Below are 13,671 nucleotides of genomic sequence, written 5' to 3'. Positions count from 1 at the left end.
ACGCGCGCTGTGACGAAGGGATAAAAAGTTAGCTAATAAAGTAAAAATAGGACCAAGGGACTTTTGGAAAGCAGTACAGCGTTAAGGCTGTTCTGTTTTCCGAAAGATCCTTGAAACTAAAATAACTGGACCCTGTACCCAAATGACTGCTGCAAATAATGCCAGACCCATTCGTCGCGCGCTGTTAAGCGTTTCAGATAAAACCGGAATTCTCGAGTTCGCCAAAGCACTTCACGCCCAAGGTGTAGAATTGTTATCAACTGGCGGCACCGCTCGCTTGTTAGCAGATAATGGCGTGCCTGTTATCGAAGTATCTGATTACACAGGACACCCTGAGATCATGGACGGTCGCGTTAAGACGCTGCACCCTAAAGTGCACGGCGGCATTTTAGCGCGCCGCGGTCTTGATGAAAGCGTGATGACCGATAACAATATCAATGCCATCGATCTGGTTGTGGTTAACCTTTATCCCTTCGCTGAAACTGTGGCTAAAGCCGGTTGTACCTTAGAAGACGCTATCGAAAATATCGATATTGGCGGCCCAACTATGGTGCGCGCGGCGGCAAAAAACCACAAAGACGTTACCATAGTCGTTAATGCCGCCGATTACTCACGCGTACTGGCAGAAATGACGGCTAACAATGGCAGCACGACCCATGCGACGCGTTTCGACTTAGCGATTGCGGCCTTTGAGCACACTGCGGGTTACGATGGCATGATCGCCAACTACTTCGGCACTATGGTTCCTGCACACAGCACGGACGAATGCTTTGCTGATTCTAAGTTCCCACGCACTTTCAACACCCAATTAGTGAAGAAACAAGACTTACGCTATGGCGAAAACAGCCATCAAGCAGCGGCTTTCTATGTTGACACTAAAATTGATGAAGCTTCTGTGGCTACCGCGATTCAGTTGCAAGGCAAAGCCTTGTCTTATAACAACATTGCCGATACCGATGCCGCCCTTGAGTGCGTAAAAGAATTCTTGGAACCCGCCTGTGTTATCGTTAAACACGCTAACCCCTGTGGTGTGGCCTTAGGTAAAGACTTACTCGATGCCTATAACCGCGCTTATCAAACTGACCCAACCTCAGCCTTCGGTGGCATTATCGCCTTCAACGGCGAATTAGATGCTGCGACGGCGAGTGCGATCGTTGAGCGTCAATTCGTTGAAGTGATTATCGCCCCAAGCGTTAGCCAAGCGGCGCGCGATGTGGTTGCCAAGAAGACCAACGTGCGTTTATTGGAATGTGGTCAGTGGAGCACTAAGACCCAAACCTTAGACTACAAACGTGTTAACGGCGGCTTACTAGTGCAAGATCGCGATCAAGGTATGGTCGGTTTAGAAGACATCAAAGTGGTTTCTAAACGTCAACCTACTGCAAGCGAACTGAAAGACTTAATGTTCTGCTGGAAAGTGGCGAAGTTCGTTAAATCTAACGCCATCGTTTATGCCAAAGACGGCATGACTATCGGTGTCGGCGCAGGCCAAATGAGCCGCGTTTACAGCGCGAAAATCGCTGGCATCAAGGCCGCCGATGAAGGCTTAGAAGTGGTGAACTCTGTAATGGCATCCGATGCTTTCTTCCCCTTCCGTGACGGTATCGATGCCGCAGCGGCTGCGGGCATTAGCTGCATCATCCAACCGGGTGGCTCAATGCGCGATGCTGAAATCATCGCAGCAGCAGACGAGCACGGCATGGCCATGGTGATGACAGGCATGCGCCACTTCCGTCATTGATAACAACTTAAATCAAACTTGGCCCTAGCGATTAGGGCCTTTTCCTTTGCGATGTGTGGGAGTTTTAACCATGAAAGTGTTAATCATTGGTGGCGGCGGCCGCGAACATGCCCTAGCTTGGAAAGCCGCTCAATCGGCTCAAGTTGATACCGTTTATGTAGCACCGGGCAATGCGGGCACAGCCCTAGAACCTAATGTTGAGAATCTGGCGATCAGCGCCACCGACATTCCTGCCCTGCTGGGTTTTGCCAAAACCAATAAGATTGAACTGACCATAGTCGGCCCTGAAGCGCCGCTCGTGATCGGTGTCGTCGATGCCTTCAACGCCGCAGGTTTAGCGATTTTTGGCCCAACTAAGGCCGCAGCTCAGCTCGAAGGTTCAAAAGCCTTCACTAAAGACTTTTTAGCCCGCCACAATATTCCAACGGCGGGTTACAAAAACTGCACTGAGATCAGCGACGCCAAAGCCTTCGTGCGTGAATTAACGGCCACAACAGGTTATCCAGTGGTCATCAAAGCCGACGGTTTAGCCGCGGGAAAAGGCGTGATCATCGCCCAAAACCAAGCCGAAGCCGATGCCGCAATTGATGACATGCTCGCCGGTAACAAGTTTGGCGAAGCGGGTTCACGCGTAGTGATTGAAGAGTTTCTCAAGGGCGAAGAAGCTAGCTTTATCGTGATGGTAGATGGTAAAAACATTCTGCCAATGGCAACCAGCCAAGATCATAAAGCCCGCGATAACGGCGACTATGGTCCAAACACGGGTGGTATGGGCGCTTACTCGCCAGCACCTGTGGTAACCCAAGCGGTACACGATTGGACTGTGGCAAACGTGATTCGCCCAACGGTTGATGGCATGGCGGCAGAAGGCAATATCTACACAGGCTTTTTGTATGCTGGCTTGATGATATCACCCGATGGCAGTGCCAAAGTGCTCGAGTACAACTGCCGCTTTGGCGATCCAGAAACTCAGCCCATCATGATGCGTTTAAAGTCTGACTTAGTGGAACTGTGTTTAGCCGCCACCCGTGGCGAGTTAGATAAAGTGACAGCTGAATACGACGAGCGCGCAGCCGTGGGCGTAGTATTAGCCGCTGGCGGTTACCCAGATGAGTATCGCAAATTTGATGTGATTGACGGTCTCAGCCTTGGCGATAACGACGGTAAAGTTTTCCATGCGGGCACTGAGATGAAAAACGGCCACGTCGTTACCAACGGCGGTCGCGTATTGTGTGCGACGGCATTGGGTAACACAGTCACCGAAGCGCAAAAAGCCGCCTATAAATTGGTTGATGAAATCCACTGGGATGATGTGTATTTCCGTACCGATATTGGTTATCGCGCGATCGCACGTGAACAGCAAGATTAATTAATATCTCTATTAAAAAAACCGGCAAGAAGCCGGTTTTTTTGTGCCTGCTTTTTGACAAGTGCCAAATATAACGTCATGATTTTCAATAAAATTATGCAATTAATTCTATTGAAAACAGGGGCGACAAGATACAATGTCAACCAAATGTTAAATACACAAAGATCAAGGACTCCCCATGAGGATTAGACTACTTTATGCCTCCATTGCCATACAGCTTAGCGGATGCGGTGGCGGCTCAGAAGATGCTGGCACGACACCACCACCCACTCAGCCGCCAGTCCAACCTCCCGCGCTGGTACAATACACCGCCAACAGCCTATCGGTAATAGGTGGCGCACTGAGTCCAAGCAGCCAAAAAGTGGAGTCTGGCAAAAGCGCTATTTTTAGCGTTACTGCCGATACCGGCTTTACGCTTGAGGGCATTACTGGCTGTGGTGGCACGCTCAATGTGCTGACTTACACCACTGCGGCCATGACGGCCGATTGCACTATCACGCCGACATTCATCAGTAATGCCGAAAATGCCATTAAGCACCAAGACCACAGGCTTGCCAGTGCGAGTGAGTTAATTGATTTCAGCATCGCCGAACTCGCTAATATCGACATCAAACGTAAAGCCCAGATAAATCAGCTATATCAAGGTGTCGGTAGCAGCATCTCTTGGCATCCAACCCATGACTCAATTACCTTTTCGAGCTTTATGCCGGAGAACACTTTTACTGTCTTACCATCAAATGTCGATGGCAGTGGGGCAAGCGCCGTTCGTGGGTTAGTGATGGCGGGCGAGCAACAGGGGCAAAGATATGCGGCCATGGCGGGGAATCTGTTTTCCGTCAACACTTCGGCTCAAACCGATACTTTATTGAAAAATCTTTTAGGCTGGCTGACCAAAGGTGCCGATAAAACCGACGGCATCAGCATAGTGACCGCCCAAATGCCGAGCAAGGCTGACAGTTGGTACTTTCCCCATAATGAAGGGATCCGCACTTGGCTCACAAACAACTACCCCGCAGCCCATAGCATTAATACAGCAAATACCTGTGACTACAGCGAGTTAAGCAACTGTATCAACACACTGAAACCGGATCTGATTATCATTAGTGACATAGACCGTCAGTCCTTGGGTTTTGCAGGCATAAAAGCCGCGATCGCTAAGGCCAAAGCGGCAAGAATTCCCTTGTTGCTCTCTAACTACTGGCGTAATGAAAGCCCAATACTGTCGCCACTTTACCTTGAGATGGGGCTTTCTACCTCTGGCAATTACTGGTCAAAACTCAATGCCAATAACCTCAGTGTGACCGACATTTTGGTCGAAGACACCGCCCTGGCCAAGGTGAATAATTTGCTCGGTAAGCTTAACGAAGACCGCTTCGACACCTCAGTACTCAACGACTGCGGCGGTAATTACTTGAGCTGTAATGCTGCCGCCTTTGTTGACTCATTCAAGGCGGGTGCCGATTGGTATCGAGCCAATGCTGAAACCTTAGATACCCATGCTATCGATGTGTTTACCAAAACAGACTTCCCCTTGATGAAGGCCGGACTGCTGCTCGCCGATAAGTATCGCAGCGAGATTGACTACCCCATAGCCTACAGCGAATACGCCCAGTGGCAGCAGGCCCTGTTTGCCGATTGGACCGTCAGCTATGCCCGTAGCCATAACTTAGCCCAGCCAGATTTAGGTGAATATGTTACCGACAGAGCTAACCTCAGCAAGGGCAGCAATGCGCACTACGCTTATCCTGCGACTGTCACTGAACGTAAAACCATTAGCGTGCCCTATGCAGGCCAATGGACGACCACTGGCTGGTATGCACTGCCAGGACAAACCATTAAGCTGACTCGTCTCGATAGCAGCGCTGCGAATGTGGAGATCAAACTCAACTACCACAGACGCAATACTAACCGTGCCTATGAGCAGAAAATCTACCGCGGCCCATTGGAGTTGGCGCAGCAACGCCTGCGCTTAGCTCAAGGACAAAGTCTTGAATTTTCTTCCCCCTACGGCGGGCCGATTTATCTGTATATCAGTGGTGATACTTCGAGTACTGATGGCGGCGCGTTAAGTGTCGAAGTCAACGCTGAGCATGTGGCTAAACATCCGACCATTATGGATTTTTCAAACCCTGCAGAAATAGCAGCCTTTAACGATCGCATCCAAAATACCGAATTACCCCATGTGGACTTGCGTACCGATGGTGCCGAGCAGCATCTGCGTCGCGACCGCTTTTTAAACGCCATCGGCGGGGATGTGCCCGATGTAAACGCGCTACTCAAAAGTATTGTCGATGACCATATCAACAGAGTTTACACCCTTGCGGGACTTAAGAGCCAAGGCAAGAGCTTAAGTGAATCCTTACCCGCCGATGTGCTAGCGGCTTGCAAAGGACTGTTTGGCGACGACTGTATCGATAATAGTCTGCATACCCGCACTATCATTCAACACGCGAATTATGACCAAAATGCCCAGTGTGGTGGAGGTTGTAGCGGTAATCCTTGGGACGCAGCATGGAATATCGACCCAACGGGTTGGGGTGATAACCATGAGTTAGGCCACAATCTACAAACTAACCGTCTCAATGTGCAATATGCTGCGGCAAGTGATCATGATATCTGGGCAGGTTATGGCAGTCGCGCAGGGGAAAACTCCAACAATATCTTCCCCTATGTGGTGAAGTGGAAAACCCATTATCTGCGCGACGGCAATACAGGCACAGTGACCGATGGTCACATGAACCACAAGGATCTCTTTTATGTGTTTATGTCCGATGCCGCAGGTACAACAGACACCAGTGGTAAACGCCTAGTGTTTGGCGCCAATTGTAAGGTGCTCGATGCTGGTGAAGACAGATACACTGCGCCTTGGGCCAGCAATGCTTATGCAGTGCATAACGGTTATCGCATGGCGTTTTACATCCAAATGGCGCTTAAGGCTCACGGCATGACGCTCAGTGACGGCACCACTCTGAACAATGGCTTTAATCTCTTTACCTTGCTGTATCAACACAGTCGTATTTTCGGTAAATATGCGAATAACGCCAGTGATTGGGAAGCGAATCGTAGCAAACTGGGCTTTAGCCAATTTTCGTTTGAAGGCAATAGTGTCTACGGTGGCAAAACGGTGAAAGATATTCCGGGCAACGACTTTATGCTAGTGTCTTTGAGTAAACTCACAGGCAAAGATTGGCGCAGCCATTTCGATATGTTAGGCCTGCACTACTCAAGCCTTGCGGCCGCACAAACAGCCGCCAATGCCACATCAGGGGCTATCCCCATGGGCATGTATGAGTTAGAAACCGACTTGCCACCCGCCAATATGAGCCAAGGTTTAACCTTTGTGCCCCTGTCACTCACTGATGGTACAACCCTGTGGAAAGGCATGGGTTCGCCAACCCAGTGTGCTAAACCTTAATTGCACTAATAAATCTTAATCTCGCTAAGATACTAACGCTATTCATAAACCTCGCTCTGGCGGGGTTTATGTTTACCTGAAAATGTGATGTAAAGCACATACCTAGGTTAAGATGACGTGCACCATTTAGCTTCTTATATTTTTAACAATCATGAAATTAATGGGGTAAATATATGGGTTATTCGATAAAAGATCTTATTTATCAAGGTGAAAAATCAGGCGTACATAACTGGCAAACCCTAGAAGGAGCCAGCTTTTACTGGCATCCAGATTGGTTTCATATTGCAGAGGATATGACGGGCCATAACGCGACTGTGACTATCGATATCGATGGGGACAAAGCGACCCAAAGTGAGGCTGAACAATCCATCATTAAGCACCTCAATAAGAGTGGCAAATAGCTTGTAGTGGCAAAGACTTTAGTGCCCGGAGGCGATCGCCCTGCGGGCAATTTTGTCGATTAAGCCTGGCGCGATCAGCTTAAGCCAACGCCCCAAACGACCGCGAAGTGAAGTAATCAGTTGACGGCCTCGAGTTGCAATCACTGGCAACATCATATTAGCGCATTGCTCAGCCGTCAGTATCTTAGCTTCCTGCATCGGAGATTTACCTAAAGGATTACCTGCACTATCGAGGGCACGTTTGTGAATTTGTGACACTACAAAATCGGGGCAAATAACAGTTACGGCCACATTATCATCCACTAATTCAATCCGCAAAGAATCGAAAAAACCAATCACAGCATGTTTAGAAGCGGCATAACCGCTGCGAGTAGGAACGCCCGTTAATCCAGCGACTGACGCCACAACCACCACTTGGCCTTTACTGGCTTTCAAGTGCGGTAACGCGGCATGGGTTAAATACGCAGGACCAAGATAATTCACCCGCATTATGTCTTCAAGCACCGAGAGCTGAGTCAGTTCATCAAAACGTGACCACATAGTCATGCCAGCATTGTTAATCAAAATATCGAGATGGCCATAATGCGCAACAGCAGCTTCAACTAAGGCTTCACACTGTTCTGGGCTGGAGACATCGGCGGCAAATACAAAAGGAGGCGGACCATAATTAGCGATTTCTAAAGCGAGTGAGGCGAGACGTGTTTCATTACGCGCACTGAGCACCAGTTGGCAGCCCATTCGCGCCATTGCCACTGCGAGCGCCCGACCAATACCTTCTGAGGCACCCGTGATGATCACGACCTTGCCTGTGAGTCCATCCATAGTCATTCCTTTGTTATCGCTATGTTAATTACGCCTTTTGCTAAATTGGCATAATCACGCTAAAAGCGCAATCCTTCACGCGCGTTGTGCAAGCCTCATCTCGTATTGCTCACGATAATTAGCTAAGGGTTGCGGGCGCCCTATCGCATAACCTTGCGCATAGTTAATGCCTATGCTCAACAATCTGTCAATAATATCCTGATTCTCAACAAATTCAGCAACAGTCTCGATTCCCATAACCCGACAAACATCCTGAATCGATTTAACGATGGCGTAGTCTTTAGCATTCACGGCGAGATTCTTAATAAAACAGCCGTCGATTTTGACATAATCCACGGGCAGCTCACGCAGATAGCCATAAGAGGCAAAACCGCTGCCAAAATCATCCAGTGCAAATGAAAAACCGAGTTTACGTAACTGCTTCAACATTTCCATACCACGATTGCGATTTTGGATCGCGGTGGTTTCAGTAATTTCAAAACAAATACATTGGCTTGGAATATCAAAAATGTGTTGCTGCTGGGCGATATATTCCACCATACCTTCGGCACCTAAACTATTGCCTGAAAGGTTGATCGAAATACAATGATCAGGCCAAAGCACGGGGTTCAAAGACAACCATAAAAAAGCTTTGCGGATGACTTCTTTATCGATATCTGGCATCAACTTAAAACGTTCAGCGGCGGCTATAAACTGCGCAGGCGCCAAAATGCGGCCACAGGGCTCTTGAATTCGTAGCAGGATTTCCATTCGTTGTCGCTGCGGACCACTGCCTAGTCCGCGGATCGGTTGGTAATACAGAATCAACTCATTTTCTTCAATCGCTTGCGCAATACGTACCGCCCATTTAGGCGCATTTCTTTGGTAGGTGAGCTCTTTATCTTTATCATCGTAAAAATGAATTTGATTAGCCCCCTTAGCTTTAGCGGCAATGCAGGCAATGTCCGCGTCTTTCAATAATTCTTGAGCATCAATATAGGGCGCACGACCAAAAGCGACACCTATGCTGAGGCCAACTTTATAATTACAGTTTTTATCGTTCAACACTTGCATGGAGACTTGCGCGATCATTTGCTTCAGTAATTGCGCCACAGATAAGGCACTGCGATTACAAATCACTAACCCAAACTCATCGCCACCAAGGCGCGCCAATAGCTCCTGTGGCCCAAGACAAGCCTGCATTGCCTTGGCCACCATAGCAAGCATACGATCGCCTGCAGTATGGCCACAGCTGTCGTTAATCAACTTGAATTGCTCCAAATCGAGGTAACAAACGGCGATGGTTTTAGCTGAGGCGGCAAATTGGGGTAACTGCTCATCAAATGCCTGACGGTTTAGCAGCCCTGTAATGCTATCGAAATTTGCCCTTTTTTGTAGCTGGTGTTTAAGCAACTCTTCTTGAGTGATATCCCGCAATACCACGACAGTACCAACAATTTCTTTATCGTGATTGCGCAGATTGCTAATACTGCGCTCCATAATCCGAGGCGAAGCAGTTAATAGCTTGATTTTCTCGACCTGCGGCGCTGATTCTTCGAGACGAATGCAGGTAAAAACCGCCTGATTCAACTGCTCCCCAGCCTTTAACAGACTCGCAAGGCTCTGACCTATGGCATAGCAACTAGCAACATCGAGAAGCAACTCGGCCCGCGGATTCATATAAATCACGTTGGCATCGACATCGGTCAAAATCACCGCTTCAGCAATGGATTCTAAGGTGATTTTCGCACGTTCTTTTTGCTGATAAATTCTTGCCAGCAAGCTATTAACACGGCTGGCGAGCACTTCTAATTCTTCATTACCCTCGCTTGTAACGGGTTGATAGACACTGGACATAGGATCGACCAGCGCCAATTGATGCATCAGATTTTTAAAGGGTTTGAGTAAGCCCGAACGCAGCCAAATATAACCAAGACCAACAATAAACACACCAAAGAGAATAAATCCAAGCGATACCCAATCGAGTTGAAATTTAACCTCCCTAAAGGGACCATCGGAAAACAGTACTTGCAGGTAGACAGGCTTATCTTTTAGCAGGCTTGGAATGTTAATCGCGTCACTGTGCACACCATCAACTGTTGGCGTAACGTCGCGAGAATGACTCATGCTCACCTTAGTCACCAATAAGGCCTGAGCATATTCCAGTAAGTCTTTATCAGTCAGTTGGCGTACCAGCAGCACAGATTCATTGGGCGCAGAAGCCACGGAAGTAACGACATAAGCATACTTGCCCATCAAATAAGCGCCAGCAACACTGGGCTTATCGGCACTGACAATAGCACTGGCGATTTCTCGTAACTTATCATTCTCAAAGGGACGTTCATTGGGGAAAAAAGGGTGCAATTCACCCTGCCGTAGAATATACCAACTCAGATTGGCTGACATTGAGCTATCGCGCCACGAGGATTCAAGCTTTTTAAGTTGGTCTTCATCTAATTGAGACAAAGGTAAGGCATAAATATTAGTGAGAAAGGTTAAGCGATCGACATCAATTTGAAACTGCTGCTGGATATTGGCAAGCTCACGGTTAGCACTATCTTGACGTAATAGCTCGACGCGATGGTCGTACCAATAACCAAGACAATAGGAGACAATTACCACCGCAGGGAGACAAAAGCCCGCAATAAATACCATTATTTTCTTGCCAATGTGCATCTCTTACCACGGCTTGTTATGACTAAATTGATTGACGGCCTTGCATAATCCTTCACTGCGCCATGCAACATATCTTATTTGCGAATAGTATTAAACATCACTTCGCTTTAGTCGTTGCTAAAGTAGACATTTTCATGCAATTAAATCAATTTTATACCTTTGATTTAAATTAAAATTTATAAATTAAACGATTATAAATTTTACTTTTTTATCAAGATAATTCACACATAATCAGTATGTGAATATAGGGAATTCAAGTCGTTGTTTAAAAGTAAGACTCATTAAGCTCGCAGACGATAGAAACCACCGCATACGCTAATCCATAAAGATATCTTCGCCAGAAGCTCCAACGCTATCAAATTCAAATGTCGGATATAAAACAGGCCCGCAAGCGGGCCTGTTTCGCAAACCAAAAATTACTTATGGTATTGCTTTGATTGTGCATGAACCGCCTTGATAAAGGCGCCAGCATGTTCTGGATCGACATGCTGATGAATACCATGGCCTAGGTTAAATACATGGCCAGTACCTTCACCATAACCCGCTAGAATATGACCAACTTCCTCTTCGATACGTGGAATTGGCGCATACAACATGGATGGGTCCATGTTGCCTTGCAATGCAACCTTATGGCCTACACGACGACGGGCATCGGCAATGTCTACCGTCCAATCCAAACCTAGTGCATCACAGCCAGTTTCTGCCATCGCTTCTAGCCACAAACCACCGCCTTTAGTGAACAGAGTCACAGGCACTTTACGGCCATCGGCAAAGCGTGTCAGACCATCAATAATCTTCTGCATATAACGCAAAGAGAACTCACGGTAAGCAGAATGCGATAACGCACCGCCCCATGAGTCAAATATCATCAAAGATTGCGCACCGTTAGCAACTTGAGCATTCAGGTATAAGATCACTGAATCGGCTAATTTATCTAACAGCATGTGTAATGCCATTGGCTCAGCGTAAGCCATCTTCTTAATTTTTTCGAAGGTTTTGCTCGAACCACCTTCAACCATGTAAGTCGCTAAGGTCCAAGGTGAACCAGAAAAGCCAATTAACGGCACTGCGCCATTAAGTTCACGGCGAATAGTGCTAACGGCTTTCATCACATAACCCAGCTCATCTTCTGGATCAGGAATTGAGAGCTTTTTGATCGCATCGATAGTGTCTGTTGGGCGCTCAAAACGTGGGCCTTCACCCGCCTCAAAATACAAACCTAAACCCATAGCATCGGGCACAGTTAGGATATCGGAAAACAAAATCGCCGCATCGAGATCATAACGACGTAAAGGTTGCAGCGTGACTTCACAGGCAAGCTCATGATTTTTACACAAAGACATGAAGTCACCCGCTTGAGCGCGAGTGGCTTTATATTCAGGAAGATAACGGCCAGCTTGACGCATCATCCACACAGGGGTCACATCGACAGGCTCTTTTAGTAGGGCGCGTAAATAACGATCATTCTTTAATTCTGCCATTGGGCTTGGTTCCTAGTCTTATTGAGATCCGCTGGGTCGGTAGTTTAGCATTTACGCGAATAATGTAACCTTTATGTGCAAATTTATGTGAGCTATTCCCCATCATTGGCGTCGATTTGACCGCATAAACCGGAAAATGTTATCCAGCTAACATACTGCTCATTTATTCGTAACGAAGTCACACTCAGACAGAAAAAAGTTGCGCCGGTTCCCCGCCTTTGGTATAAAAAGTCTGCGCTAGCAAGAACAATCAAGAAGCTCGTCGCATCGAGCCTGCTATAAACTTTACTCGCCCAACGATAGGTTTCTATCGTTGGGCTTTTTATTGGCATTTTTCGATACGAAACAGCTGGTTTGTCCATTTCGTCATTCTCGCAAATTCGCATGAAAAGAGTTGATCGATTAGCAACTTGTCCCTACATTAGAGTTATGTGCTGGCACTTAAATGGAATGCATCATGCTGAGAGAACTCGAAAAAGCAGAACAGAAGTGGGGCGGTTCAAATAAGCTTATTGATCAATGGCTAAAAAACCGTCGAAAACTGTTAGTGCATTACTGCCAAATTGCTGGGCTTCCTCCTTACAGTAAATCAGAAAAATCACTTCCCTCGTTCGAACATGTTAAATCTTTCTGTGACTTATTAGTTGACTATGTCTCCGAAGGACATTTCGAGGTCTATGATAAAGTCGTTAATGCCTGCAGTGAATATGGCGAATCAAGCAAAACGCTCGCGCAACAAGTATTGCCCAAGATAACGCCAACCACGAATGCAGCATTAGATTTCAACGATAAATATGCGGAAACACAAGACGATTTCGTATTATATCAACTCGATAAAGACCTATCTGAGCTCGCCCATAACATGGAAACACGCTTCGAACTCGAAGATGAACTACTTGAAGTTCTCCATCGCAAACATTCTGAGCATAACCAGTAGTCCTCCTTCATAAGCGCACCTTGCGGCATCTGTGCGCTTATCTATCTTTTCCCCTCAATCGTTTTGAAAATGAAGTAGCATCGCTTTGGGCGACTACTGGAACACGTCCTAGTTCCATTAGACAGCAACCGTTTGAATCAAATTGAATCCGATAGAGCAGACGTAGTCATGGCCAAGGCAGCACACATTGGCAAATCGTTGTTTCAATAGGTATGGCGATATTGTTATGTAATGCTCGATAGCCTGAATGCATTGAGGAGCTAAAGAGGATGACTCAGTTGTGCTTTCGGGAATGGGTAAATTTTGCTAATTAATAGAATTGGTTTAGCTTTAAAACAAAAATTTCATATTCTGATAAGGATGTCATCTACATGATGGCCGACTATGACGATAACCACATGCTTCGAGCCCGAAGCATGTGCGTCACTGACACGAATTATCCACGACGCCATAACGAAAAAAGCCTCATCTTTCGATGAGGCTTATCTCTTAATGTTGGCGGAGCGGACGGGACTCGAACCCGCGACCCCCGGCGTGACAGGCCGGTATTCTAACCAACTGAACTACCGCTCCTTTAGCTTAACGTCTACACRTTAACCTAAATTAGGCGCTTGGCGATGACCTACTCTCACATGGGGAGACCCCACACTACCATCGGCGCGTTTGCGTTTCACTTCTGAGTTCGGGATGGGATCAGGTGGTTCCACAAGGCTATTGTCACCAAGCAAATTCTGYTTATTACCGTGTCCATCTCTGGCTCACGCTAATAATAATTCGGAAAGCTGATTTTCTGTTGAGTCTTTAACTTTATCAAGTATCTGTATTCTGTCTAAGGCTTTTCGTACGACCT

General features: G+C 47.1%; 8 protein-coding genes, 1 tRNA gene and 1 rRNA gene. 5 read left to right on the top strand and 5 right to left on the bottom strand.

The annotated features are described in order from the left end of the window. Window positions 1-142 precede the first annotated feature (142 nt). From purH to L5L77_RS03580, 4 genes are all read left to right on the top strand, one after another. A complete protein-coding gene (purH, locus tag L5L77_RS03595; RefSeq protein ID WP_263186548.1) occupies window positions 143-1,741 on the top strand; it encodes a bifunctional phosphoribosylaminoimidazolecarboxamide formyltransferase/IMP cyclohydrolase in 1,599 nt (532 codons plus the stop codon). 70 nt (window positions 1,742-1,811) lie between these two features. Further along, entirely contained in the window at window positions 1,812-3,110 is a 1,299-nt protein-coding gene (gene purD / locus L5L77_RS03590) for a phosphoribosylamine--glycine ligase (RefSeq protein WP_263186549.1), read from the top strand. A 178-nt stretch (window positions 3,111-3,288) separates the two neighbouring features. Then, complete coding sequence (locus tag L5L77_RS03585) at window positions 3,289-6,525, top strand: ImpA family metalloprotease (RefSeq protein WP_263222073.1); 3,237 nt, start codon at window positions 3,289-3,291, stop codon at window positions 6,523-6,525. Window positions 6,526-6,698: 173 nt separating this feature from the next. Then, a complete protein-coding gene (locus L5L77_RS03580; protein WP_105250390.1) occupies window positions 6,699-6,926 on the top strand; it encodes a hypothetical protein in 228 nt (75 codons plus the stop codon). Window positions 6,927-6,944: 18 nt separating this feature from the next. Here the strand turns inward: L5L77_RS03580 and L5L77_RS03575 are convergent, their stop codons facing one another. The 3 genes from L5L77_RS03575 to hemE form a co-directional block, all read right to left on the bottom strand. Then, window positions 6,945-7,748, bottom strand: a complete 804-nt coding sequence (locus L5L77_RS03575) for an SDR family oxidoreductase (protein WP_105250391.1) — start codon at window positions 7,746-7,748, stop codon at window positions 6,945-6,947. 75 nt (window positions 7,749-7,823) lie between these two features. Beyond that, on the bottom strand, window positions 7,824-10,403 hold the full coding sequence (locus L5L77_RS03570; RefSeq protein ID WP_113941706.1) for a putative bifunctional diguanylate cyclase/phosphodiesterase: 2,580 nt from the start codon (window positions 10,401-10,403) through the stop codon (window positions 7,824-7,826). A gap of 416 nt (window positions 10,404-10,819) precedes the next feature. After that, the gene (gene hemE / locus L5L77_RS03565) at window positions 10,820-11,884 is read right to left on the bottom strand and encodes a uroporphyrinogen decarboxylase (RefSeq protein ID WP_006079904.1); all 1,065 of its coding nucleotides are present in this window, start codon (window positions 11,882-11,884) and stop codon (window positions 10,820-10,822) included. A gap of 457 nt (window positions 11,885-12,341) precedes the next feature. Here hemE and rsd point away from each other — a divergent pair, with 457 nt between their 5' ends. After that, window positions 12,342-12,821, top strand: coding sequence for a sigma D regulator (gene rsd, locus L5L77_RS03560; protein ID WP_113941703.1), 480 nt, complete (start codon window positions 12,342-12,344; stop codon window positions 12,819-12,821). A 496-nt stretch (window positions 12,822-13,317) separates the two neighbouring features. Here the strand turns inward: rsd and L5L77_RS03555 are convergent. Both L5L77_RS03555 and rrf read right to left on the bottom strand, forming a co-directional pair. Beyond that, window positions 13,318-13,394: transfer RNA gene (locus L5L77_RS03555), tRNA-Asp, on the bottom strand. 36 nt (window positions 13,395-13,430) lie between these two features. Then, a 5S ribosomal RNA gene (gene rrf, locus L5L77_RS03550) occupies window positions 13,431-13,546 on the bottom strand. Window positions 13,547-13,671 lie beyond the last annotated feature (125 nt).

It is taken from the genome of Shewanella sp. SM29, from assembly GCF_025654245.1.
Classification (GTDB): domain Bacteria; phylum Pseudomonadota; class Gammaproteobacteria; order Enterobacterales; family Shewanellaceae; genus Shewanella; species Shewanella oncorhynchi.
Note: the sequence above shows the minus strand (reverse complement) of the source record. Positions and strands in the feature narration are given on the sequence as shown.